Origin of the sequence: Pseudoalteromonas sp. OF7H-1 (assembly GCF_022347825.1) — a bacterium.
In the GTDB taxonomy this organism is placed as follows: Bacteria; Pseudomonadota; Gammaproteobacteria; order Enterobacterales; family Alteromonadaceae; genus Pseudoalteromonas; species Pseudoalteromonas maricaloris.
Genome location: NZ_JAKRFX010000003.1, coordinates 403,435 through 428,870, shown reverse-complemented (window position 1 = coordinate 428,870; position 25,436 = coordinate 403,435). Strand labels below are relative to the sequence as shown.

General features: G+C 44.3%; 21 protein-coding genes. 12 read left to right on the top strand and 9 right to left on the bottom strand.

Annotated elements, in window-relative coordinates:
- The first annotated feature begins 72 nt into the window (after window positions 1–72).
- Both hutI and MHN30_RS06070 read left to right on the top strand, forming a co-directional pair.
- Complete coding sequence (gene hutI / locus MHN30_RS06075; protein ID WP_130164965.1) at window positions 73–1,296, top strand: imidazolonepropionase; 1,224 nt, start codon at window positions 73–75, stop codon at window positions 1,294–1,296.
- Window positions 1,297–1,320: 24 nt separating this feature from the next.
- Window positions 1,321–3,105: a GGDEF domain-containing phosphodiesterase gene (locus MHN30_RS06070; RefSeq protein WP_130164959.1), complete on the top strand. Its 1,785-nt coding sequence runs from the start codon at window positions 1,321–1,323 to the stop codon at window positions 3,103–3,105.
- 44 nt (window positions 3,106–3,149) lie between these two features.
- Here MHN30_RS06070 and MHN30_RS06065 read toward each other — a convergent pair whose 3' ends face one another.
- Both MHN30_RS06065 and rraA read right to left on the bottom strand, forming a co-directional pair.
- Window positions 3,150–4,205: an arginase family protein gene (locus MHN30_RS06065; protein ID WP_239358923.1), complete on the bottom strand. Its 1,056-nt coding sequence runs from the start codon at window positions 4,203–4,205 to the stop codon at window positions 3,150–3,152.
- 18 nt (window positions 4,206–4,223) lie between these two features.
- The gene (rraA, locus tag MHN30_RS06060; RefSeq protein WP_010368946.1) at window positions 4,224–4,727 is read right to left on the bottom strand and encodes a ribonuclease E activity regulator RraA; all 504 of its coding nucleotides are present in this window, start codon (window positions 4,725–4,727) and stop codon (window positions 4,224–4,226) included.
- 158 nt (window positions 4,728–4,885) lie between these two features.
- On the opposite strand from rraA, the gene MHN30_RS06055 reads away from it, so the two are divergent.
- The 4 genes from MHN30_RS06055 to MHN30_RS06040 all read left to right on the top strand — a co-directional run bounded on the left by MHN30_RS06055 (window position 4,886) and on the right by MHN30_RS06040 (window position 9,285).
- Window positions 4,886–5,410: a phosphatase PAP2 family protein gene (locus tag MHN30_RS06055; RefSeq protein ID WP_010368944.1), complete on the top strand. Its 525-nt coding sequence runs from the start codon at window positions 4,886–4,888 to the stop codon at window positions 5,408–5,410.
- Window positions 5,407–6,459, top strand: coding sequence for an MJ1255/VC2487 family glycosyltransferase (locus MHN30_RS06050; protein WP_222242204.1), 1,053 nt, complete (start codon window positions 5,407–5,409; stop codon window positions 6,457–6,459). Before MHN30_RS06055 ends, MHN30_RS06050 begins: the two co-directional genes overlap by 4 nt.
- Window positions 6,460–6,564: 105 nt before the next feature.
- Window positions 6,565–8,445: a methyl-accepting chemotaxis protein gene (locus MHN30_RS06045; RefSeq protein WP_130164956.1), complete on the top strand. Its 1,881-nt coding sequence runs from the start codon at window positions 6,565–6,567 to the stop codon at window positions 8,443–8,445.
- A 291-nt stretch (window positions 8,446–8,736) separates the two neighbouring features.
- Complete coding sequence (locus MHN30_RS06040; RefSeq protein ID WP_239358922.1) at window positions 8,737–9,285, top strand: hypothetical protein; 549 nt, start codon at window positions 8,737–8,739, stop codon at window positions 9,283–9,285.
- A gap of 2 nt (window positions 9,286–9,287) precedes the next feature.
- On the opposite strand, the gene MHN30_RS06035 is transcribed toward MHN30_RS06040, so the two are convergent.
- From MHN30_RS06035 to priA, 5 genes are all read right to left on the bottom strand, one after another.
- The gene (locus MHN30_RS06035) at window positions 9,288–9,662 is read right to left on the bottom strand and encodes a DUF971 domain-containing protein (RefSeq protein WP_130126989.1); all 375 of its coding nucleotides are present in this window, start codon (window positions 9,660–9,662) and stop codon (window positions 9,288–9,290) included.
- 49 nt (window positions 9,663–9,711) lie between these two features.
- Window positions 9,712–11,040 (bottom strand): HslU--HslV peptidase ATPase subunit, encoded by a 1,329-nt coding sequence (hslU, locus tag MHN30_RS06030; protein WP_010607051.1) that lies wholly within the window; start codon window positions 11,038–11,040, stop codon window positions 9,712–9,714.
- Between the two features lie 11 nt (window positions 11,041–11,051).
- Complete coding sequence (hslV, locus tag MHN30_RS06025) at window positions 11,052–11,570, bottom strand: ATP-dependent protease subunit HslV (protein ID WP_010368932.1); 519 nt, start codon at window positions 11,568–11,570, stop codon at window positions 11,052–11,054.
- A gap of 70 nt (window positions 11,571–11,640) precedes the next feature.
- Window positions 11,641–12,171 (bottom strand): SPOR domain-containing protein, encoded by a 531-nt coding sequence (locus MHN30_RS06020; RefSeq protein WP_010368930.1) that lies wholly within the window; start codon window positions 12,169–12,171, stop codon window positions 11,641–11,643.
- A gap of 13 nt (window positions 12,172–12,184) precedes the next feature.
- Window positions 12,185–14,356 (bottom strand): primosomal protein N', encoded by a 2,172-nt coding sequence (gene priA, locus MHN30_RS06015; RefSeq protein WP_130164952.1) that lies wholly within the window; start codon window positions 14,354–14,356, stop codon window positions 12,185–12,187.
- A 214-nt stretch (window positions 14,357–14,570) separates the two neighbouring features.
- On the opposite strand from priA, the gene rpmE reads away from it, so the two are divergent.
- Window positions 14,571–14,786, top strand: coding sequence for a 50S ribosomal protein L31 (rpmE, locus tag MHN30_RS06010; protein ID WP_010607053.1), 216 nt, complete (start codon window positions 14,571–14,573; stop codon window positions 14,784–14,786).
- A 771-nt stretch (window positions 14,787–15,557) separates the two neighbouring features.
- Window positions 15,558–16,799 (top strand): malic enzyme-like NAD(P)-binding protein, encoded by a 1,242-nt coding sequence (locus MHN30_RS06005; RefSeq protein WP_069020522.1) that lies wholly within the window; start codon window positions 15,558–15,560, stop codon window positions 16,797–16,799.
- A gap of 81 nt (window positions 16,800–16,880) precedes the next feature.
- On the opposite strand, the gene metJ is transcribed toward MHN30_RS06005, so the two are convergent.
- Window positions 16,881–17,201 carry a met regulon transcriptional regulator MetJ gene (metJ, locus tag MHN30_RS06000; protein WP_010368921.1) on the bottom strand — a complete coding sequence of 107 codons (321 nt, stop codon included), beginning with the start codon at window positions 17,199–17,201 and terminating at the stop codon, window positions 16,881–16,883.
- 344 nt (window positions 17,202–17,545) lie between these two features.
- On the opposite strand from metJ, the gene metB reads away from it, so the two are divergent.
- Window positions 17,546–18,766: a cystathionine gamma-synthase gene (gene metB, locus MHN30_RS05995; RefSeq protein WP_069020523.1), complete on the top strand. Its 1,221-nt coding sequence runs from the start codon at window positions 17,546–17,548 to the stop codon at window positions 18,764–18,766.
- Window positions 18,767–18,770: 4 nt separating this feature from the next.
- Window positions 18,771–21,119: a bifunctional aspartate kinase/homoserine dehydrogenase II gene (gene metL / locus MHN30_RS05990; protein WP_239358921.1), complete on the top strand. Its 2,349-nt coding sequence runs from the start codon at window positions 18,771–18,773 to the stop codon at window positions 21,117–21,119.
- A gap of 76 nt (window positions 21,120–21,195) precedes the next feature.
- Here metL and MHN30_RS05985 read toward each other — a convergent pair whose 3' ends face one another.
- Window positions 21,196–23,652, bottom strand: coding sequence for a PBP1A family penicillin-binding protein (locus MHN30_RS05985; RefSeq protein WP_239358920.1), 2,457 nt, complete (start codon window positions 23,650–23,652; stop codon window positions 21,196–21,198).
- 129 nt (window positions 23,653–23,781) lie between these two features.
- Here MHN30_RS05985 and MHN30_RS05980 point away from each other — a divergent pair, with 129 nt between their 5' ends.
- Together MHN30_RS05980 and MHN30_RS05975 are read left to right on the top strand one after the other, a co-directional pair.
- Complete coding sequence (locus MHN30_RS05980; protein WP_045990228.1) at window positions 23,782–24,861, top strand: pilus assembly protein PilM; 1,080 nt, start codon at window positions 23,782–23,784, stop codon at window positions 24,859–24,861.
- Complete coding sequence (locus tag MHN30_RS05975) at window positions 24,849–25,421, top strand: PilN domain-containing protein (RefSeq protein ID WP_130164949.1); 573 nt, start codon at window positions 24,849–24,851, stop codon at window positions 25,419–25,421. Before MHN30_RS05980 ends, MHN30_RS05975 begins: the two co-directional genes overlap by 13 nt.
- Window positions 25,422–25,436 lie beyond the last annotated feature (15 nt).

The following is a 25,436-nucleotide window of genomic DNA, read 5'->3' as shown; positions in this document are numbered from 1 at the left end:
ATAAATCTCGCAGTGAGCGAGTTTCTTTCAATGTGTTGGCATATGGATTTGATTTAGATTAGGACAAGTATGATGTTAGAAGCCGATTTGCTTATTATCGATGTCAATATTGCAACTATGGATCCCAATTTGGATACCCCTTATGGTGCGATAGAAAACGCAGCGATCGCCATTAAAGATGGCAAAATTAATTGGTTAGGCCCTCGTAGTGAATTACCTGAGGTTGACGCCATTGCAACACCTATTCATAAAGCCAATGGCCAATGGTTGACCCCAGGGTTAATCGACTGCCACACGCATATTTTATTTGCAGGCTCTCGGGCCAACGAATTTGAGCAACGATTACTGGGGGCGTCATATCAAGAGATTGCCGCGCAAGGTGGTGGTATCGCAAGTACTGTTAAGGCGACACGATTGGCAGACAGAGAAACGCTGTATGTTAACGGTAAGAACCGCTTGAATAGTCTACTCAAAGAAGGGGTTACCACGGTTGAAAGTAAATCGGGTTACGGCCTCGACGTTGAAAATGAGCTAAAACTGCTAGAAATTAATCAACTACTTAATGAGCATCACCCGATTGATGTGCATAGCACGTTCTTGGGCGCACATGCATTACCCCCAGAATACAAAGATAATAGCCAAGCCTACATTGATTTAGTCTGTGATGAGATGCTGCCACAAGTTGCTTCGCGCCAATTAGCAACGGCTGTTGATGTATTTTGTGAGAACGTCGGATTTACCTATCAGCAAACTGAGCAAGTATTTACTCGAGCACAACAGTTGGGATTACAGGTTAAATGTCATGCTGAGCAGCTATCTAATCAGCATGGCAGCGAGCTGGTGGCAAAGTTTAAAGGGCTTTCAGCGGATCATATTGAATATCTTGATGAAGCAGGTGTGGAAGCAATGGCGAAAGGGGACGTTACTGCGGTACTTTTACCTGGTGCTTTTTATTTCTTACGAGAAACGCAATTACCACCAATTGACTTGCTCAGAAAGCACAAAGTAGCAATGGCACTCGCTAGCGACTTCAATCCAGGTACTGCGCCTTTGTGCTCACTGCGATTAATGCTAAATATGGCATGCACATTATTTAGAATGACACCGGAAGAAGCGCTTTGCGGTGTTACGGTTAATGCTGCGAAAGCCTTGGGGTTGAACGACCGTGGAGTATTGAAAGTTGGAACGCGGGCGGACTTAGCGTTATGGGACATTACCCATCCTGCACAGTTAAGTTATCAATTTGGTGTAGCGGACCTGTCAAATTTGTGGATCTTGGGTAAACTTAATCAGTAATGATCCATTTATAAGCAACAAATTATGCTTTCATTTTCAACAGCTAGTGGCGGAGCCACGGAATTATTGCTGTCTGAAGGAATAGCGATACTAATTACGCCAATGATGGCTGGCATGGCTGGAGCCATTGTAATGGGGGCGTTAGCATTAATGCTGCAGCGCCCCTCAGGTATGCTCAAGCTGGCTCACCTTAGCAGTGCAACACTTGCAATACTGCTCGCCTTTACGGGCAATATCACTACATTACATTTACTTACTCTGACGATACTCCTGTATTTATTCCATGGCTTACAGGAGCACAAAAGTGGCTTATTGTTGATAAGTGCTGCGGCGATAATCACTTTGGTAATGTGGACTGTGTCTGAATATCTATGGACATTTCCTGCCCAGCATGGCGCAATTGTCATTGTGTTTATGTATATTCTTTTCCTTGCCTATCAAGCGTATAGCAGCGCAAATGAATTTGAATTGAAAGAACACAATGATGACCACACCGAGCATGAAAGTTTGGGGTTACCTGGTCGGCAAAGTTTTAAACGTGCTTTTAATGAATATCGCCAAACGGAAGGGAGCCCTTGTATGCTCGTGCTAGTCCGTCTCATGGGTTTCGAGCAGGTGAATTTTCATTTAGGGCGTGAGTTTGGTGATTTGCTGTTAGCTCAATCGGCTAATCGTATTGCGCAATGTTTGCAATCCGGTGATGTTATGGCCATCACTCATGGCAATGAAACTGCGAAAATGGCGCATCTAGGTGGTCTTAACTTTGCGTTTGTCTGTTCGTTAAAGCATGGTAAGCACTTTCATGAGCAGCTGATAGAGGAAATATCAAACAGCACTTTAAAGCCATTCAATGTTGGTAGCTGTACGTTAGAGATCATGATGCGTGCGAGTTACGTGAATTGCGATGAAGAAATGGGGCAACTTGAGAACCTGATTTCTTGCGTGTTTTTAGCGCTAGATACACAATCAGAAGCGCATCAGCATAGCCATCAACAAGTCGTGCCGTATCAACAACGTATGCAAATTCATCGGCTGGAGCAACAAGTTAGGTTGTCGGAGTTAGCTAAAATCAACTTTAGATCTGAATTTGAGCTCTATTTTCATCCAGTCGTTCGTCATGAAGATAACAGCATTGAGTTTGTGGAATTACTGTTGCGCTGGCAGCATCCAAAGCAAGGGATTTTAAGTGCCAATGAGTTTATTGATGATATTCGTTTAGTTGGACTTGCTATTCCTGTTGCTGAATATGTACTAGAGCGTGCTTGCGAAATTGCATTAGCACTGAAGATGGAAGGGATCAGCGTTCCCATCAGTATAAATGTCTTTGGTGCTGAGCTGTTGAGCGAAAGCTTTATCGAGTTTATTGACTACACCATGCTCAACCATCAATTAAGCCCAGGTGCTATCATTATTGAGTGTCCAGCTAGTATGCTTGCCGAACTAGATGAGCAAGAAATTGCGATGATCAGTCGTTTGAAGAACTTGGGTGTAAAAATGTGTGTCGATAGTTTTGGTGATGCGCCGCTGGTGCTAGCTAAATTACCGGCACTGCGTTTTGAGTACGTGAAACTGTCGCGCAATATGACGCAAGAGCCTGAGCATATGGGGCATACCAAATCCTTGGTAAAAGGTATTGTAGAGATGCATCAAGAAAAGCACTGTCGCGTGATTGGCGAGGGTATTGAATCTCTCGGGCAACTCGAGTTTGTAAAAAGCATTGGCACGGTGGCAGCGCAAGGGTTTTACTTTTCTCGACCACAGAACAGTAATATTTTGATCAGTTGGCTGAAACAAAGGCTGCCTCAATAACTAGGTGCGCCTTACCTTTACATGGATTTTGGCTGTTACAGTGTTTAGCGCCTCTGTTGACGGGTACTTAAATAAGCGTTCGCAAGGTTCGTTAGTATTTGGCCACAATGTTCGATACCCGCCTGCTCACCAAGTGGGTGTCTAGCCGGGGCTGCTTCACATAAGTGCAAATATTTAGCATGTCGAGCCTGAGCCATACGGTAAACAAAATATTCGGCATCGCTAGTTGTGAAGCCTTGATAGGTCAGGGCACTTGCAGGCATACCGACGATGGCATCAACGTCTAACTCTACGCCTAATGGAATGTCGCTTGGCATCGTTGCCAACGCTTTGTCTAGTGATGTGGATAAACTCAGAGTTTGTCTGGTTTTTATCGCTTGATAACTTGAAAATCCGAATCCAGCGTTTTGCAATTGAGTAAGGATTGTTTGGTTATTTTTGTGCTCGTGCAAGCCGATGACATGATAATGCGACAAGCTACCAGCTTGATGCGCGTAACTGAAGCCATTACCGCTGTGTCTACCTTCACAAGCTCGAAAGTCAGCATGAGGGTCAAAGTTGATGGCACCAGCGGCACGCTTGCTGGCCTCAAAATGTGCCTGCAAAATACCAAAAGCATTATTGTGACCACCACCAATGATAATTGGCTCCAAGCCTGCAGCAAAGATAGGTGCTAGGGTTGCAATAACTTGGTTGTCGAGGTCGGCACAGAGAGCGCGTAACAGCGCTAGCTGTTCGCTATTAGTGTTATCGAGCGATAGTGCGCGCGTTTGAATAGCCTGGGTATCCACCTCGCCTAGCAACAAAATCTTATCGCCCGACAAAAACTGGTTATCGGGCTGATTTAAAAAGCGTTTGAGGAAGGCTCGCCAACCAAGCTCGGCGCCGCCTTGCCCACAATTGGCGCGCGGACCTATATCTTCAGGGATCCCCAACAACACATAACGGATCCCAAATTGGGCCGCGTCTCTAAGCGAAGCCGCGTAGTCATGATCGCATTGTAAAAAGCTTATGCTTTGCCAAATTCTGTTTTCACCGGCTCTTGCACTGACAAAAGTGGCAATATTACTTTCATCATATATACGGACTGCTGTACTCATGACTGTTACTTCTAGCGCTTAATTGTCTTCGTTATCGTCTTCTAAAACTAACTCTTCTGCAGAGATGATAATGCCGGTGGAGTCGGCGTAAACAAAATCATCTTCGTAAAAAGAGACACCTGCGAAATTAACGGGAATGCCGACTTCGCCGCTGCCACTGCTATCTGCTGCCACAGGGATAGAAGCGATAGCTTGAATGCCAATATCGCTTTCTTCTAGTTCATCAACATGGCGCACCGCGCCGTAAACGATGATGCCTTGCCAGTTGTTCTCGACCGCCAGCTCAGCTAAATCAATATCAACCAGTGCACGACGAGTTGAACCACCACCATCAACGAGCAGCACACGACCAGTACCGTCTTGTTGTAGTACATCTTGGATTTGCTCATTGTTTTCAAAACATTTGACGGTAGTGATACGACCACTAAATGACGTCTGGCCGCCAAAATTGATGAACATAGGCTCTAGCACATCAACCACATCAGCAAAGTGGTCGCAAAGATCAGAAGTGCTGTATTCCATATTGAATCCTCGAATATTGATTGTCGATAACCAGTATACTCTCATACTTGTGCTTAGCAATGCTTTGATTCAACTTACATATTTGTGTCTTAAAAGTGTCACCCATTTGTTATTTTGCTCTTCTATGCTGATATTGTGAGCAATTAGGCGTGACTCGAATGATGAAAGCAAAACTAGCCGAGCTGGACGCTGCATTATACTTTGTGGTGTTTTGCCCTAAACCAAGAAACTGGTTTAGATTGATAGCATTAGGTCTATCCAAAAGTGGCAACGGTGGACTCTATGTGTTGGTCGCAATTGCGTGTGCTCTGTTTTTGGAGCAGTTAGGTCAGCAATTTGCACTCACCGTGATTTTGGCCTTTGCAATTGAAAGGCCGCTTTACTTCTATCTAAAAAATCGTTTTGCACGATTACGACCATGTGACTGCTACGCAGTGAAAGCCTTGTTGACGCCGAGCGATAAATTTAGTCTGCCCTCGGGGCATAGTGCTGGCGCTTGGCTATATGCGACTTGCTTGATGGAGCAAATTCCACTGGCTGCGTTTCCGTTGATGATTTGGGCTTCAGGAGTGTCATTGTCACGCGTAATTGTAGGGGTACATTATCCACTTGATGTGGTGCTTGGTGCGGCAATGGGTGTTGCCTGTGCAAGTTTAGCGATAGTGATATTAGGAAGCGTATGAAAATACTATATGGTGTTCAAGGAACGGGAAATGGCCATACGACTCGAGCTCGGGTAATGGCAAATTGCTTTCGCAACATGGGAATTTCTGTTGACTACTTTTTTTCTGGACGTCCTTCGGAAAACTATTTCGATATGCATGATTTTGGTGATTATCGCAGTTGCCGAGGGCTGTCATTCGTTACCGAGCGCGGCCAGTTAAATCGCATAAAAACCTTCCAATCGCTCAAGTTTGGTGAGTTTATTCGCGATGTTAGAAAATTAGATGTATCAGGTTATGATTTGATCTTTAACGACTTTGAGCCTGTCAGTGCGTGGGCAGGAAAGCTGGCAAAGGTTCCGGTGATAGCAATGAGTCATCAAGCGTCATATTTATATGATGCTGTCCCACAATTTGCCGTACAGCCTTGGCACAAAGCCCTGATCCGGTATTTTGCACCAGCTGATATTCATCTTGGGGTGCACTGGCAACCGTTTGATAAGCATATTATTCCGCCTTTTATTCCTTACGAGGCTGAGCAAGAGCAATGTGCATCGATAATTAACAAAGTTTTGGTTTATCTGCCGTTTGAAGCTTTGGATAGCATTATTGAGTTGTTAAAAGATTTCCCTGATAAGGAGTTTTATTGCTATCACCCGGATGCCGACAATGCTTCTTTGCAACATATTCACCTGAGAAAACCGAGTCGTTCTGGGTTTATTCAAGACTTAAGAAATACCAGTGGCGTGATTGCAAATGCTGGGTTTGAGCTTTCTAGTGAAGCATTAAAACTCGGTAAGAAACTGCTACTTAAACCATTAGATGGTCAATTTGAACAGCAGAATAATGCGCAGACGCTAGCGGAGCTCGGTCATGCCCAAGTGATGAATTATCTCAATGCTGGCGCGCTGGAAGAGTGGCTGCAAACAGACGCGAAGGCATCGTTTTATTTTCCATCCGATCCTAGCTTGCTAGTGGAGTGGTTGATGGGAGGTCAATGGCATAATATTGATTTATTACACAATCAACTCTGGAACGGTGTTAATAATTTGTATGTAAAAGCGGCGTAAATATATTAATTTGTAATATGAACCCAGAATAATTACCTATTATGAGGCAAGGCAGAAAGGCTTCAGCTATACTTTAGCCAGTCTATTAACATTGTAGGTAAGCCGATGGCGGTATTAGAAAATCTGACTATCAGACGTCGTTTGCAAGTGAATGCATTAGTGGTAGGGATTGCCTTGGTTGTTATGTTAATTATGATCATGTACGAAGCTCGTACTATGCTGAAATTGAATGAAACCATTCAATATGCAGAAGAGCTCGACATTCATGAATTAGCAATGCGCAAACACGAGAAAAATTTCCTTTTTTACAAGCAGGTGGATTCACTTGATGAGTTTGAAAACGAGTATCGTGAGTTGCAAACTAAGCTCGCTTTGTTGCAAGGTACTTTTTCTGATTTTGATATCGATTTAGGTCGGATCAACGAATTTGAACGTTTAGCAAAAAGTTATTACGATGACTTTCAAAAAGTGGTGCAATTACAAAAAACAATTGGTTTGCATCCAAAGGATGCTCTTTACGGTGAGCTTCGTGGTGCGGTACACGAGGTAGAAACACTACTAAAAGAGCAGCAGAATTATCAACTCCTTTCAACCATGCTGCAGCTTCGCCGAGCCGAAAAAGACTTTATGTTACGTTTTGATACCAAATATCTTAAGCGTTTTGACGAGCTTGTTGCACAGTTTTCGCAGGAAATTCGTAGTGCTGGGTTTAACGCTCAATATCAATCTAAGCTGCTTAGTTTATTGAGCACCTATCAATCCAAATTTGCGGGTTTAGTTCGAGCACAAGAGGCACTTGGCTTAGATTTGACGAGCGGTGCGCTAGGCAAAATGAAAGTGAGTGTTGAAAAAAGTGATGCTGTGGTCTCTGAGGTTGTTGAACAGGCAAAAACAGAGATCAAAGAAAACGTTGATAAAACTCAGATGCTCGCCATTGGTGTGTTTGTGACTGCTGGTATTATTGTGATGACTTTGGTGTTATCGACTAGTCGCTCAATTATTCAGCCCGTAGAGCGTGTTTACCAAACCATTGAGCGCATTCGTCGTGAAAATAATTTAAGTCTACAAATTGAACAAAGCGGTAATGACGAAATCACGATTATGACCCGTGATTTTAATAGCTTAATTTCTGACTTTAGAGATCTTATAGCGGATGTGAATGGAGCGTTGGCAACCATTAATGAAGCCACGGATCATTTAACGGAAACCACTGCCCAAACGAGTACTGGAATGGCTGAGCAGTTGCATGAAGCAGATATGGTCGCCACCGCAGCGACCGAAATGCAAGCGACGATCCAAGACATTTCTCATAATACGGGTGAAGCGGCGCATAAAGCCGAGACAACGAATGAAAATGCGCAACAAGGTCGCCGTGAGGTTACAGCAACAATTGAGCACATCATGCAGTTATCGGAATCGTTAGGTGGTGCTTCAAGCGTTGTTGCTCAGTTAGAGCGTGACGGTGAAACCATTGGCTCGGTATTGGATGTGATCCGTGGTATTGCAGAGCAAACAAACTTACTTGCGCTAAACGCTGCTATTGAAGCTGCGCGCGCAGGTGAGCAAGGTCGAGGTTTTGCTGTTGTAGCGGATGAAGTTAGGTCACTTGCGCAGCGTACTCAAGACTCCACACAAGAAATCGAAAGCATCATTTCTACACTACAACAGCGTACACGAGAAGTGGTGAACATCATGGAACAATGTCGTGAGCAAGGCAATGAAAGTGTGTCGCAAGCTGAAAAGGCTGGGGAGTTGCTCAGCATGATCACCCAAGATGTGCAAACGATTATGGAAATGAGCACGCATATCGCGACGGCAATTGATGAACAAAACCAAGTTGCTTCAGAAGTGAATAAAAACGTGGTTAAAATCAGAGACATTGCGCAAGGTGCGTCAGAGCATGCTCGCTCTAATGCGCAAAGTAGTGAAGAAGTCGCAGAACAAGCGCGCGTATTACACGAAGCCGTGGCTAAGTATCAGGTATAAACACCAATTCAACCTGAGGTTCTTAATGTCAAAGCCCCACTTTATTTATAGTGGGGCTTTTTATTAAACCTGAGGCTCGGATAAGAAATGAGCTTGCTTATTATTTTTAAGGTTCAGGTTGATTGTCATTTTGAATATTGAGAAGCGTATTGCATTTAAGGTGACTCTATTCAACATCGTGAGTAATATGTACTGTTGTAGAAATTTTCCGGATCGTCTTAGGTAGGGGTTTGCATCTTTAAAAGGTATGTTTTATAAAGAGAAAATCACATGTTGAAAAGGAATATTTAAATGAAACTCTCCACACGTAATTCTTGTATCCGGGGGCTATTTTTACTTTTGGCTATGGGAAACTTTTCTGTTCAAGCTTCGATGTTATGTCGAGATAGCTTCGATACTGTACGCAATAACATGACTAATATGAATTATAAAAGCTTTGATCAAACACCTAACTCTGGGTGGCGAGTACTGTATAATCAGGGTTGTTATTTAGAAGCTGCAATGCTCATTGAGCAATATAAAACCATGACTGGAGAGCAGCAAGCAAGTTTGCAATGGCATTTATTTCAGAATCACGCTATGGCGGGAAAGCGAGAACAGGCGATAGAGGTTGGAGAGGCACTTCTGCTCTCTGCGAAGAATAATCCTGCCGAGTTCCTTTGGGTAGAGTATATAGCCGCGAGTGTTGCGTTTTTAAAAGAAGATCGAGTGACACTAATGAAGATGCGTAACAAGCTAGCGGCACAAGCTGATTTCTTCCCTAATAAGATGAATTTAAAGGTTTTAGATAGCTTGGTCGATAATGTCAAATCTTCGTATCAGGCTGCTTATCAACAGTAAATTTAAGGCACAAACTTGATAGGTACGCTGTCCTTTTGGGTTTTATACTCTTCTACCGCGTTTACATATTCCTGCCACAGCGCATCGTGTTGCGTGGCTATAGTGTCTAAGTATTGCCAGCTGTAAAGCCCAGAGTCGTGGCCATCATCAAAAACAATGCGTGCAGCGTAGTGACCAACGGGATCAATTGTCTTGATAGCGACATTCTGTTTGTTTAGCACGAGTTGCTTTTGCGCCGGACTATGTCCTTGCACTTCGGCGGATGGTGAATGTGTTCGTAAGAATTCGGCACTTAGCGCAAAACAGCGGCCGTCCTCAAAATAAACATCGAGCACTTTACTGAGCGTATGATAATGAAGTTTGGTGACTTGATACATAATTGGTATAACTCAAAAAGCGGAGCAAGGCTCCGCTTTTGATTTTAATTTACAGAATGAAGCGGCTTAAATCTTCATCCTGAACAAGCATGTCTAAATGCTGTTCAACGTAGGCGGCATCAATCGTCAAGGTATCACCGGCCTTTTCACTGGCATCGAATGAAATCTCTTCCATCAGCTTTTCCATCACTGTGTGAAGGCGGCGCGCACCGATGTTTTCAGTTTTCTCGTTGACCTGATATGCAGCTTCAGCCAGTTTGGTGATAGCGTCATCGGTAAAGTCGATAGTGACGTCTTCTGTTTTCAGTAGCGCTTGTTGCTGCTCTGTAAGAGATGCATTTGGCTCAGTTAGAATACGTTTGAAATCACCCGCAGTCAGTGCTTCTAGTTCAACGCGAATAGGTAAACGACCTTGTAGTTCAGGGATTAAATCCGACGGCTTGGCCATTTGGAACGCACCTGACGCGATAAATAAAATGTGGTCGGTTTTTACCATACCGTGTTTAGTATTAACGGTTGAACCTTCGATAAGTGGTAGTAAGTCGCGTTGTACACCTTCACGGCTAACATCTGGGCCAGAAGATTCACCACGCTTACAAATTTTATCGATTTCATCAATAAACACGATACCGTTTTGTTCAACTGACTCAATAGCTTGCTCTTTAAGCTCTTCTGGATTAACAAGCTTTGCAGCTTCTTCTTCAATCAATAGCTTAAGTGCTTCTTTAATCTTCAGCTTACGGTTCTTTTTCTTGTCACCCGACATGTTTTGGAACATGCTCTGTAGCTGGCTGGTCATTTCTTCCATACCAGGAGGTGACATGATCTCAACATGAGGCGCCGTTTCTGCGATGTCGATCTCAATCTCTTTGTCGTCTAACTGACCTTCACGTAGTTTCTTGCGAAATACTTGACGTGTTGACGAATTTTCATTTGGCTGAGACTCACCCCAAGCGTCTTTTGCTGGTGGCAAAAGTGCATCCAAAATACGTTCTTCGGCGGCTTCTTCAGCGCGGAATTTGAATTTCTTGGTTTGCTGTTCACGTGTTAGTTTAAAAGAAACTTCGACTAGATCACGGATGATGGTTTCAACTTCTTTACCAACATAACCCACTTCGGTGAACTTAGTCGCTTCTACTTTGATAAATGGCGCGTTAGCAAGCTTTGCTAAACGGCGGGCAATTTCAGTTTTACCCACACCCGTTGGGCCGATCATCAAAATATTCTTTGGTGTAACTTCTGCACGCAGCTCTTCATCAAGCTGCATACGACGCCAGCGGTTGCGCAGTGCAATCGCGACGGCTTTTTTGGCTTTGTCCTGACCGATAATGTGTTGATCAAGCTCGTGCACAATCTCTCTTGGAGTCATAGCTGTCATGACGAGTCCTATTACAATTCTTCGATAGTTTGGAAATTATTGGTAAATACGCAGATATCGCCAGCGATCTTCAGGCTCTTTTCCACGATTTCTTTCGCACTTAAGTCTGTATTTTCAAGTAGTGCGGTTGCAGCCGCCTGTGCGAAGTTACCACCACTGCCGATAGCAATAAGATCATGCTCTGGCTGCACCACATCGCCGTTACCTGTGATGATTAGCGAGGCGGTTTCATCGGCTACCGCAAGTAGGGCTTCAAGCCTTCTTAATGCTCTGTCGGTACGCCAGTCTTTTGCCATTTCTACGGCTGCTTTAGTGAGATGGCCTTGGTGCATCTCTAGCTTTGCTTCAAAGCGTTCAAATAATGTAAATGCATCAGCTGTACCGCCAGCGAAACCTGCCAGTACTTTACCATTGTATAGACGACGAACTTTACGTGCGTTGCCTTTCATAACTGTGTTACCAAGCGAAACTTGGCCATCACCGCCGATAACCACTTTGTCATCGCGACGAACACTAACGATGGTAGTCATAGTAATCCTTATTTGGGCCTGTGCCCGTGTAACTCTAGATTAGTAGGAAATATGGGTAGACTTATAAAAATCAAGTCCAGCCCCAAATCCCGCAGCCAAATATCCCAACACGTTGCAATTTGTTTTTATCGCTCTCGGCTAAACGTTTGGTATCGTAGGGACCAAGACGGACACGATACCAGACACCGTTACTCCCTTCGGTACGACGGATCTCTGCGATTAATCCAGCAAACGCAACTTTGGCTTTCATGGCTTCGGCTTGGCTATGGGTTCTAAATGAACCACACTGCATTTGATAGGGGCCTTTGCTCTCGATCTCTTTAACTTCGACCTTGATTTCATGATTTTTAATTTCTTCAATGAACTCAGGTGGGCGAGGCTTTGGTTTACTAACCTTTTGCTCGGCAACTGGGTGCGGATTTTTGGCTTGCTCTACTTCTTTAGGATCGGCATTGGTTTTTATAAACCAAAGACCGTAGGCAAACCCACCGATCAGTAGAAATGCAAAAATAGCAGCAATAACAGGAAATTTTGCCGATTTTTCTGGCTTGTCTTTCCCCTTGCCTTTAGGTTTCTTATTGATGTAATCGTGCTGTGCCATAGGTTATTTGATTTTAATAGCTATCCATTGGATCAACATCTATGCTCCAGCGTACTCGATTGGCAGACTCATGCGTAGCAATATAGCGCGCAAGTTGCGAAAGGTAGTCCCGCAGCACAGTGCGTTGTTGTGCGTGTATATGTAATTGATATCTGAACTTTCCAGCTATTCGTTCAAGTGGTGCTGGAATTGGACCCAGCAATTGTATACCAGGATAGGGGGTAGCTGGAACCAAATCCGACAAAAAGCGCAATACTGTATTTATATTTGTTGCCTCGGCGCGGATGATAGCTAAGTGTGCGAAGGGGGGAAGCATAGCTTCTTCACGCTCTTGTAAGGCATATCGCGCGAAGTCGCCATAACCATTATTGATTAAATCTTGCAATAATGGATGTTCTGGAAAATGCGTTTGCAATAACACGGTTCCCGCTTCACCGGCGCGTCCGGCTCGTCCAGCAACTTGCGTAATAAGCTGCGCCATTTGCTCGGTTGCTCTAAAGTCGCAAGAGTAAAGTCCTGAGTCCACATCCAAGATAATCACAAGACTGACATCAGCAAAATGGTGGCCCTTGGCAAGCATTTGAGTGCCGACCAGAATTCGCGTGCCACCTTGATTAATTTCTTCAAGGGCGCTTTCAAGGCTGCCCTTACGGCGCGTAGAATCTCGGTCAATGCGAGTGACGGGAATATCAGTGAAGCGTTCGCTTAAAAAGCCTTCGAGTTGTTCTGTACCAAGCCCTGTGGGCATAATTTGGGTGCTGCCGCAATCTGGACATTGTCGCGGTACAAAGTCCTGCTCACCGCAATGATGGCATACCAAGCGGTTCATGTTTTTATGGTACGTGGCGCTGGTAGAGCAATGTTTACAGGTATTAAGCCATCCGCATTCGTGACACATCAATGTTGGTGCAAACCCCCGACGATTTAGAAACACCATAACCTGCTTACCGCGAGCGAGTGTTTTTTCCATCCAATGTAAACTCATTGGTGAAAACCCGCCTTGTTCTGGCTGACCTTTCATGTCTACAAGGTGAAATTGGTTATCGTGCTGGGTCTGCGCTCGTTTACTCAGTGTGACGAGTTGGTATTTGTTGGTAATGGCTTTGTGTAATGTTTCTAATGCCGGTGTTGCTGTTCCCAAAAGCAAAGGGCAGTGTGCCTGATGCGCTCGAAATGCAGCGAGATCTCTGGCGTGATAGCGCAGGCCTTCTTGCTGTTTAAACGAGTTGTCGTGCTCTTCGTCAACGATGATCATGCCGAGATTTTGAAATGGCAAAAAAATGGCCGAGCGAGTACCGATAACCAAGGCGCTCAGACCCTTTTCGGCGCGACGCCAAGTATGTAGGCGCTCGTTATCGGTTAGATTTGAGTGCCATAAATCAATGGGCAGGTTATTAAAGCGCTTTTTGAAGCGGTTGACCGTTTGTGGTGTAAGTCCAATTTCAGGCACCAAGATCAGTGCTTGTTTACCCGCTTTTATTATGTTTTCAAGGCTCTGTAAGTAGACTTCGGTTTTACCACTTCCCGTTACACCTTCGATTAAAAAGGTACGGTAACCGACTTGTGCATTGACGGCGCTGCAGATAGTCGCTTGCTGGTCGTTTAGGCGTGGCTTTTCGCCTAGCTGTAATTCATTTTGCGACCAATCGCTATCATGCTCAATAGATTGTGAGATAAGCGATTTTTCTTCCAATGCTTTAATTGTTTGGCTAGCAAATCCGAGCGCTTTTAGTTCGCTTAATTTTATTGCGCCACCTTCATATAATTGAGAAAGCAGTGCTTGTTGCTTTTTGGCTCGCAGTGTTGGTAGTTTCTGCCCTTTTTCCGTTAATCTGACGACAGGGATCTGAGTTTTGTCTGGGCTTCCACCCTCTCTAAGCACTGCCGGTAGTGCTGTGAATAAGGTATCGCCAATTGGATGACAGTAATACTGAGAGACAAAGTGTAAGAAGCTAAGTTGTGCTTGGCTAAAGACAGGATGCTCGTCCAACACCTCAATAATTTGCTTGAGTTTTTCTTTTGGTACATCGGTGTCGTCTTTTTTAGCAAGCGCAATCGCTGTGCAGCGACGGTTGGCGAAATTGACGGTGACTCTCATTCCTGCTTCAACTTGCATGGTTGGTGCTAGCAAATAGTCGAATGTTCGGTGCAGTGGCAGCTTTAAAGCTACTTCAAGAATGAGCATGTATTACAATTCCATAAAGTGAGCGCAGTGACGAAGTATATACCTAAGGTGGTACGAATTGAAAACGTACTCAGAGGCGGTGATAAAAAACTCTGAAATATTGCTTGTAGATTGTTCAGTTAGGCACTAAAATACGCGTCCACATTTTTGTATAACTACGTATGGTGCCAGACTTCGGGTTTGGAGAGCGATACGGCCTTAACTAGAGGTTGCTATGAAAGAAGGTATTCACCCTAATTACGAGACGATCACTGCATCGTGCTCTTGCGGTAACAAGTTCGAAACTCGTTCAACGCTATGTAAAGATATTCACCTAGACGTATGTTCTGCATGTCACCCGTTCTACACTGGTAAGCAGAAGATCCTTGACACAGGTGGCCGTGTAGATCGCTTTAACAAGCGTTTCGGTGCACTTAGCAGCAAGAAGTAATCTTGTTGGTCTAGTCGAAAAAAGCACCCTATGGTGCTTTTTTTGTGCCTGTTTGAAAATACCTTCCCGATTTATACATCCTATTCTGCATCAACAGACAGACCGTCAGTCATCCCGTCTTATTGTGTCTTTTATTCTTCTAAAATAAAAAACTTGCCAGTTTGGCAGCAAAACTTTACTGATTTCTTGGGTAGAGTAAAAACTCTATTTAGCAGATAAATATTGAACATTTACGAGCTTAAGTTGTGAAAATAATCAAAGCTCATATAGTAATTAGTATCAGGTATGAGCACTTAATATAAACTAAAGTCAGTATATTGCGATTAAATGTCGGTATCTTGACGTTAAAATTAGTTAAGTTGCAATTTTCTTATTGTTTTTATAGTTGGTGTACATTTGTGCTAATTTTATACATTTTGTGCTGGTTTTAGCGTCTTGTTTTTTAAGTTTTAGTCATTTTATTTGTGAAATATTTCTTAAAATTGAGCTTATCTTCTCGGAAAAGTATAGAAAATGCCGTGCTAGTGGATAGACCTGATTTTACTTGAATAATGAGCAAAACTCGGTATTGTGTGAATACGGTCGATTAACTATATGTCCTATTGACATACCGCGACAGCAAAGCACATACGCTTGTTGAGTGGTTGAATGTCGTCGCTCATATAGTTAATCGCACTGTGTGTTGCTGTAACCAGCTAGCTAGGTTGCCAACATTCAGAATGCGAACGTTTACCACACTCTCACATTAACTTCGTAGGAAAATATCGCGCCATGACAGACTTTCGTCAACAAGCTCTAGATTATCACGAGAAGCCCGTTCCAGGTAAAATCAGTGTTGAACTCACTAAACCTGCCGAGACCGTAAAAGACTTAGCACTTGCATACAGCCCAGGTGTTGCAGAGCCAGTACGTGAAATCGCGGCTGATCCGGCGAATGCATACCGTTACACGGGTAAAGGAAATATGGTTGCGGTGATCAGTAATGGTACGGCAATTCTTGGCTTAGGTAACTTAGGTCCTTTGGCGTCAAAGCCTGTTATGGAAGGTAAGGCGCTATTATTTAAGCGTTTTGCGGGCCTTGATTCAATCGATATCGAAGTTAAGCACAACACCACCGAAGACTTCATTAATACTGTGGCAAATATCGCAGACACATTTGGTGGCATTAACCTTGAAGATATTAAAGCGCCAGAGTGTTTTGAAATTGAGCGCGCGCTAATTGAACGCTGTGACGTTCCTGTATTCCATGATGATCAGCACGGCACTGCAATTGTAACCGCTGCGGGTATGCTGAATGCGTTGGAAATCCAGGGTAAAGATATTCATGATGCGATTATTGTGTGTCTTGGCGCGGGTGCAGCCGCTATTGCTTGTATGGAATTACTGATCAAATGCGGTGCTCAACGTGAGCACATCTATATGCTGGACAGAAAAGGCGTGATCCATACTCGTCGTGATGACCTAAATGAATACAAAGAGCTGTTTGCAAACAACACGGATAAGCGTACGTTACAAGACGTGATTGCAGATGCGGACGTATTTGTTGGTGTTTCTGGCCCAGACTTACTTTCTGCTGAGGATCTAAAGCTAATGGCTGACAAGCCAGTGGTATTTGCTTGTTCTAACCCAGATCCAGAGATCAGCCCTGAGGTTGCACACGGTGCACGTAATGATTTGATCATGGCGACAGGTCGCTCAGATTATCCAAACCAAGTAAATAACGTGCTGTGTTTCCCGTTTATCTTCCGTGGTGCGCTTGATGTACGTGCAACCGCTATCAATGACGAGATGAAGATTGCAGCGGTTGAAGCAATTAGAACGATTGCGAAAGAGCCTGTGCCTGCTGAAGTGTTAAAAGCGGCTGATGTGGATAGTCTTGAGTTTGGTCCTGAGTACATTATTCCAAAACCAATGGATCCGCGTTTGTTACCTCGTATCGCAAAAGCGGTAGCGGTAGCTGCAATTGAATCAGGTGTGGCACAAATCGATATGCCAGCTGGATATATGGAATAGTACCATTGGTATTATCCAAATGAAAAAAGCCTCGATTGAGGCTTTTTTTGTGTCTGTATGTCCACAGAGAAAGAGTAGTTATCACTCTTCGTTTATTTCTGGGATCTCCAAACCGCGCTCTTCCATTATTTGTCTTACCTCTAACGGAATACGCTCTGGGTTATCTTTTCTCAAGTCTTCATCGCTCGGCAGTGGCTGACCTGTGAAGGCATGTAGAAACGCCTCACATAAAAGCTCACTGTTCGTGGCATGACGTAAGTTATTCACTTGGCGACGTGTACGCTCATCAGTTAGCACTTTGAGTACATTCAGAGGTATGCTCACCGTGATCTTTTTTACTTGCTCTGCTTTCTTACCGTGTTCTGCATATGGGTGAATATACTCACCGTTCCATTTTGCCATAATTGTGTACTTGCCTCAGTTACATCAATGCCAATATGACTGGGTTCTGGTCTACATTATTCACCAACCGCATGAATATAGGGATAACCTTACGAATTAAAGATAAATCCCAAACTCAAATAGATGAATAAACTAATCCGCCATAGCGAGATAGAAGAATCTCTGCCATAGTTTTCAATAACTCAGTCGTATTAGCAACGCCTAGAGTGGCGAAATTTTATCGGTTTAAAAAAGATAGTCAAATACTAGTTATTTAGCCATTTAGCAGTATAAATGTTTTGACTTCTAGTTTCTGTTGTTCTAACCTTTTAGACGTCTAAACATCCAACTATCTAGGTGACCTTATGAGTCAAGTTAACAAATCGACGGTTGCAGTGCGTCATGGTATAGAAGCTGATAAAGCACATGGGGCAGTAGTGCCACCGCTTTACCTTTCTACCACCTATTCTTTTGCCGATTTTGATACCAAACGCGACTACGATTATGGCCGCAGTGGTAACTTTAATCGTGATGTGCTTGCACAGGCACTTACCGAACTTGAAGGTGGTGCTCGTGGCATTATTACCGCGACTGGCATGGCTGCCGTTCACCTAGTAACTCAGCTACTTAACCATGACGATACGCTGGTTATTCCACATGACTGTTATGGTGGTAGCTATCGCTTGTTTACATCGCTTGCTAAGCGTGGATTGCTCAAATTAGCCGTCTTGGATCTCACACAATCAGAAAGTCTTGCACAGCTGCAGCAGATCAAACCTAAATTAGTTTGGATTGAAACACCAAGTAACCCAATATTAAGGCTAACGGATATAGAAGCTGTCGTAAATGCAGCACACGCTGTGGGGGCTTTGGTCGCCGCCGACAATACCTTCTTGTCTCCGGCACTACAAAATCCCATTGCTTTTGGCGTAGATGTAGTCGTGCATTCAACTACTAAATATATCAATGGTCATTCTGATGTCGTGGGGGGGGCGGTGATCGCGCGTACACAGGAGTTGGGTGATGAGTTAGCTTGGTGGGCGAATAATATCGGTATTACCGGTGCACCTTTTGATAGTTACCTTACTCTACGTGGACTGCGCACCTTAAACGTGCGTTTACGCCAACATCAAGAAAATGCTCAGCTTATTGCGGAGTATTTAGAAAAGTCGCCGTATGTTAGCCAAGTTTATTACCCTGGCCTTGAGTCGCATCCTCAACACGAACTTGCGAAAAAACAACAGCTCGGCTTTGGTGGCATGGTGAGCTTTGATATCAAAGGCGATCTGCAAACATCAGCGAAGTTTTTAACGTCTCTAACGCACTTTTCATTGGCAGAATCTTTAGGTGGGGTTGAGAGTCTTATTTGCCATCCAGCGACGATGACACACGCAGGTATGGATCCGCAAGCGCGTTTAGAAGCGGGAGTGGGCGACACGTTGATTCGTATTTCTGTAGGCATTGAAGATGCACAGGATCTCATTGCAGATCTGGAATCAGGATTTGCATGTATTGATGAAAGTCAGGCGAGTGATGATGCTAAGTCATTCAAATTAACGCCTGCACATACAGTAGCGTTGTGGTGAGTAAATGGCAAAAGTAGTACATAAGTTTGGTGGTTCGAGTTTAAGCTCGCCAGAGCGTTATCAGGCGGTTGCCAAGATAGTGTTAGAGCAATGTCAGCTAGGTGACAGTGTTGTGGTTTCTGCTGCAGGAAAAACAACGAATACCCTAGTGAAGTTATGGCAAAGCTTTGAGCAGCAAGATGTTCGCGCATTCAACGATGTCTTGTTACAAGTTGAAAATCATCAACGTGAATTAATTGATGCCTTGTTTGTAGGTGAACAACACAGTGTGTTACTCAAACAGCTTGTCAATGAGCTGCAAGCAATCGCTTTAGGGCGAGAAGAGCAACATCTTCACTACGCGAGTTTACTTGCACATGGAGAGCTATGGTCGGCTCGTATATTAGCAAACTACCTAAGCTCTCAAGGTGTTGAAGCCAAAGCTATCGACGCTCGTAGGTTATTTGTACAACAAGAGGGGGTGTTACTACACGCCCATAACAAAGAAGCGTGCTATCGCGCCATTGATGATCACGCTATCTATATCGTTACCGGTTTTATTGCTGCAAATGCACAAGGTGAAACGGTGACCTTAGGCCGAAATGGCAGTGACTATAGCGCAACTTTGTTGGCAAGTTATCTTGATGCGGCTCAAGTATCAATTTGGACGGATACAACTGGTGTGTTCAGCACAGATCCACGTAAAGTCGCTAATGCCATAAAATACACTAAAGTATGTCGTGGCCAAGCTGAATTACTCGCACGATTAGGTAATCCGGTACTGCATGCAAAAACGCTGTCTCCACTTAAAGATACCGACATAAAACTACAAGTTCGTAGCAGCTTTGATGCCGATGCGCTTGGCACTGAGATAGTAAAGGCAGGCTATAGCAAAGAGAAGCGCTTTATTACCACTTTTGGACAACTTGACCTGTTACGTGTTGAACAGTTAAAAAGTGGAGAAGTGAAACAGCTAAGCCAGCTTATCCAGCATAGCATCCATCATTTTGTTAAAGGTGGAGAGGCACACTTACTGGTGCCATCTGAGTTTAGCCATGTTGTGATCAAAGCGCTGGATTCGCGAGCCAATATTATTGAGTCGCAAGTACAAGGCTTTGCTATTGTTGCCCCAAGTCAGGATATTGCTGGGTTGCATCAGCAAGCTCTGGAATTATTGGACGAACATGCGATTGTCACCCGTTTTGTGCTGCAAGAGCGTCATTACAGCTTAGTGTTAACCGATCAAGCTATTGATAGCGATCTACTTGCTATATTGCACGAACGTTTGGTGAATAAAGGCAGGGAGCTTGCTGTGATAGTGGCGGGTGTTGGCAATGTGGGTGAAGTGTTCATCGAACAATGCAAAAACCAAGTCGCTAAGCTGAGTGAGCACTTTGATCTTAAGTTGGTTGGCTTACTGCGTTCTAAGCAAATGTTGTTCTGTCCAAGCGGGTTGAATTTAGCATCGTGGCAACAGCAATGGCAAAATGAGGCCATCGAATACAATGAAGCAGAGCTATTCACTCGTATTAAAGAGCTAGATTACGAGCATAAAGTGGTGGTCGATATTACTGCGAGCGAGCGTTTCAGTGAGTTGTATCCGCTGTTTGTTGAACATGACTGCCATTTGATCAGCGCCAATAAATATGCCGGCACGGCACAACAAGGTTGGTACTCAAAGCTGCGTCAGCAGTTACAAGAGCGTAACCTGTTATGGCGTTACAATACCAGTGTTGGCGCAGGTCTTCCCATTAACTTTGCATTGGCTGATCTGCAAAATAGTGGCGATGAAGTGGTGAGAATTGAAGGCGTCTTTTCCGGCACTTTATCTTGGCTTTGTAGTCGCTATGATGGTTCTGAAGCATTTTCTGAGCTAGTGCTTGGGGCGCAAGAACTTGGTTTTACCGAGCCCGATCCGCGCGAAGATCTATCTGGCCGTGATATGCAGCGTAAGCTTTTGATCTTAGCACGAGAGTTAGGCATTGAACTTGAGCTTGAAGATATTGAATTAGAGGCATTAATGCCTGAGTCCTTGAGTGTGGGTTCATGGCAAACGTTTTTAGAAAATCGCCAGCAACTCGATGACTTTTATGCGACACACTATGCAAAGGCCACTGCGAATGACGCTGCGCTTCGCTATACTGGTGCGCTTGAAATTGCAAGCAATGGTAAAGTGTCTGCAAAAGTAGGCATTGCACAGGTACCAAATGGCTCGGCAATCGCGAATTTAACGCCGGGTGATAATATTTTTGTGATCCACACTAAATGGTATGAACAAAACCCGCTGGTGATCCAAGGCCCGGGGGCAGGTAAAGAAGTGACAGCAGCGGGAATACATTCCGATTTATTCTGGCTAACGCAAAATCTAAAATAGCTCTATTAAGAAAATAGATATAATAACTACTAGTATAAGACAAAAATGCCGATACATCTGTATCGGCATTTTTATTCTAGAATAACTCTTCGTGAGTTGGTAGCGGCGCGGTATCGTCAAACGGTGTGCTGCTATCCGTATCTAATACGTATTTGGTTGGGGCCGTACCTTGTTCGAAATACTCAAACCGAGATGTGTAGTCGTTCTTACGAGACAAAAGCCCTGTCTTTAAGTCTATCCGAGTTGAAATAAGCCCTGGAGGCGGCTCTATCGGGGCCAAAGGCTCATCTCTAAGTGCCTCACGCATAAAGTCTATCCAAGCTGGTTGTGCTGAAATTGCGCCGGCTTCTGCCCCAACAAGTTGATTATCACCAAGGTTAGCGTTGTAGGCCGCACGACCCAAGGATTTACTCGCATCGTCAAAGCCAACCCAAACTGTAGTGAGAACGTTGCGGTTAAAGCCCGTAAACCAAGTATCTACGGAGTCGTTGGTGGTACCCGTTTTTCCAGCAAGGTCACGACGTTTTAACCACTGACCACGCCAGCCTGTGCCGCTCCAGCCCGTGTCGTGTTTCCAGCTACCACCACCCCAGATAGCACTGTGAAGTGCATCGGCAATCAGAAATGCGTTTTGCTCCGAAATCACTTGCGGTGCACAGCGCTCAGGTTGTTCTTCCAGCTGCTGCTCGTCGCAGACTAATAACGGTTCTGCCGCCCCCAGTTCAGTGCCGAATGAGTCGGTAATTCTATCGATAAAGTACGGCTCAATGAGGTGACCGCCATTGGCAAAAGTGGCCATGCCGCGCGCCATTTCAATAGGAGTCAGTGCAGCACTACCAAGCGCCAATGACTCACTGCGATTAATATCTGCGTCTTGAAAACCAAATTTAAGCAAATGATCAGCGGCCTTATTTATGCCAACGCCTTTGATCAAACGAACAGATACCACGTTTTTCGATTGTGCAAGCGCTCGGCGAATACGGATCGGGCCGTTATACACTTCAGGGCTATTCTTCGGACGCCAAGCCACGCCAACGCTTCTGTCCCAATGATTAATCGGGGCGTCATTAAGAATGGTGGCTAGGGTATAGCCATTTTCTAATGCGGATGAATAAATAAAGGGTTTGATGTTTGAACCCACCTGACGCTTAGCTTGAGTAGCGCGATTGTATTGGCTAAGCTCAAAGCTGTAGCCACCCACAATCGCCTTTACACGCCCATCCTGTGGGTCGAGTGAGACAAGGGCACTGGATGCCTGTGGCAACTGACTTAACATCCAGCCGTCGTCTTGTTTACGGACAAACACTTGCATGCCTGGCGCGAGGATATCTGCGGTTGTTTTTGGTGGTAAGCTTTGACGCGTCTCACTGATGTATTGTCTGGCCCAACTTAAGCCTGACCATTCCAATGTAATTTGCTCACCGGTTTTTAAGAGCAGGTCGGCCGTTTTCTCTGCAATGTTTAGCACTACAGCGGCTTTTAACGGCCCAATTTCATTGACCTTTTTAAGGCGAGTAATAATGCCTTCATGGCTGAGCGGCGATTCCGTCTCAGCATGCCAATAGGTTTCTTCTGCGCCTCTAAAGCCGTGACGCATATCGTAGGCATGTAAATTATCAACTAATGCATGCTGAGCAGCCTGTTGCATGTCAGATTCCACACTGGTGTAAACTTTCATGCCAGAGTTATAAGCTTTATCAGTACCATAACGTTCAACCATATAGGCGCGAACCATTTCAGAAATATAAGGTGCATATAATTCAATTTCGGCGCCATGGAATTTAGCCGTGATAGGAGCTTGTGTCGCCTCATCATATTCTGCGCGGGTAATATACTTTTCAGCAAGCATTCGTCCGAGCACAACATTCCGGCGCAATTGCGCGCGCTCTGGGTTACGAATTGGATTTAACGCAGAAGGCGCTTTTGGCAGGCCTGCAATCATTGCCATTTCTGCTAAAGTTAATTCTGATAGTGAGCGACCGTAGTAGACTTGTGCTGCTGCACCGATACCAAAGGCGCGATTACCCAGTTCAATTTTGTTTAAGTAAAGCTCAAAAATTTCGTCTTTCGTTAATAGCTGCTCAATATGCAACGCAATAAAGATTTCTTTCACTTTACGAATATAGGCTTTCTCTCTTGTTAAGAAAAAGTTTCTGGCAAGTTGCATGGTGAGCGTACTGGCTCCCTGCTTTTTTTGCCCTGTGGTGATAAGCACTAAAGCGGAGCGGACGATACCTATCGGATCAATACCGAAATGATCGTAAAAACGGTTATCTTCTGTCGCTAAGAATGCCTTGCGCATGGGGAGTGGAACATCCTGCAAACGTACAGGGATCCTGCGCTTTTCACCAAACTGATTGATGAGTTTTCCGTCTCGTGTAAAGACTTGCATGGGTGTTTGTAGTTGAACATCTTTCAAAACCTCTACACTTGGTATGTCAGATTTGACATAATAATAAAGACTGATAAGTGTCAACACGCCTAAAAGGGTACAAACAAAAACGAATTGTAAAAATCTTTTCAATAATTTCACGGAATTATCCCTAGTTAGACTCCCAATTACAGGTAGACACTGCTAGTATATCTTGATTAAAAAACGATTAATATTTTTGTGTGCTAAATTTTTATGGTACACAGTCTTAAAAGGAAACGGGCGCTTCACATGCTGAGCCAACTACTAAAAAAACAAGCACCTCTGATGATAGGGATCGATATCGGTTCCCATTGTGTCAAAGCGGTGTTGCTGTCGAAGACAAGTTCCAGCTACCGAGTAGAAGCCGTTGCGATTGAACCTATTCCGAAAGGAGCAGTAAATGAAAGGGCCATTCAAGACATTGAAGCGATCGGCAACGCGATAACTAAAATGAAGCGGCGCATTCCAAAGCTCACGCAATATGCAGCAGTTGCCGTATCCGGTCAGACCGTGATTACAAAAGTGATCTTTATGGATGTGTCATTAACTGATGCTGAACTCGAGTCCCAGATAGCTATTGAAGCGGATAGCCTGATCCCCTACCCGTTAGATGAAGTTAGTCTAGATTTTGAAAAAATTGGAGTAAACGAAGCCGATCCGTCAAAAATGAATGTGCTGCTCTCTGCGGCTCGTACCGAAAGCGTGCAAGCACGGGTAGGCGCATTGGAAGAAGCTGGTTTCAAAGCGAAAGTTGTTGATGTAGAAAACTACGCACTAAGTAGAGCCATGGACGTCATTTACCCTGAACTGCCAAATGATGCCTTTGATAAAATCGTAGCAATGATAGATATTGGCGCGGTGCTTACGTTGATAAGCGTTATTCAATCTGGGAAAACGATTTATACCCGTGACCAAGTGTTTGGTGGTGAGCAATATACCAACAGTATTGTTGCTTATTACAACAAAACTTACGATGAAGCTGAACTGGCGAAAACAACGGGAGATTTACCGCCAAACTATACCTTTGAAGTCTTAGCTCCTTTCCAAACTTCTATGCTGCAGCAAATTCGTCGAGCGGTACAAATGTTCATGACAACCAGTGGTAAAGATCATATAGACTACATCGTGTTGACGGGGGGAACGGCTTTGGTGAGTGGCTTAGATAAACTGCTCATTGATGAGCTTGGGATCCACACAATCGTGGCAGACCCGTTTACCGACATGGAGATCGCACCAAAAGTAGATAGGCATGTGCTGCAAAAGCATAAAGCGCAGTTTGCCTTAGCGACAGGCTTGGCACTAAGGAGCTTTTCATCATGCCACATATAAATTTGCTACCTTGGCGCGAGCAGCAAAGGCAAGCGTCGCAACAAATCTTTTTGACTATCATTGCGGTGATCATCGCGGCTTGTCTATTGATAATGTACATGCTTGGTAGTTTTTATGATGGCTTAAAAACCGGACAAGAAGTTAAAAACCGTTATCTCGAAAGTGAGATCTCTCAACTAGATTCACGAATAGCCGCGATTAACGATCTGAATAAGCAAAAAGAAAATTTACAGCGCCGTATTCGGCTTATTGAAGAGTTACAACTCAACCGTAGTCTCGGCACGCAAATTATCGATGAAATAGCGCGAGTAGTTCCGGCTGGGGTTTATCTCACCAGTCTTGAGCGGCAAGAAAATATGATCAAAGTCATTGGTCGTAGTGAATCAAATAACCGGTTATCGCAAATGCTACGACAAGTTGAATCGTCTTATTTATTAGAGCGACCTGTGATCCAGGGCATAGTAGCCGGTGAGCAAAGTTCAAAATTACTGAGTGATTTTACGATGCATTTTTATGTTAAGTCTCATGAAGACATCCACTTAGCCGATAAAGCGAAATAGGGCGGAGGCACAGTG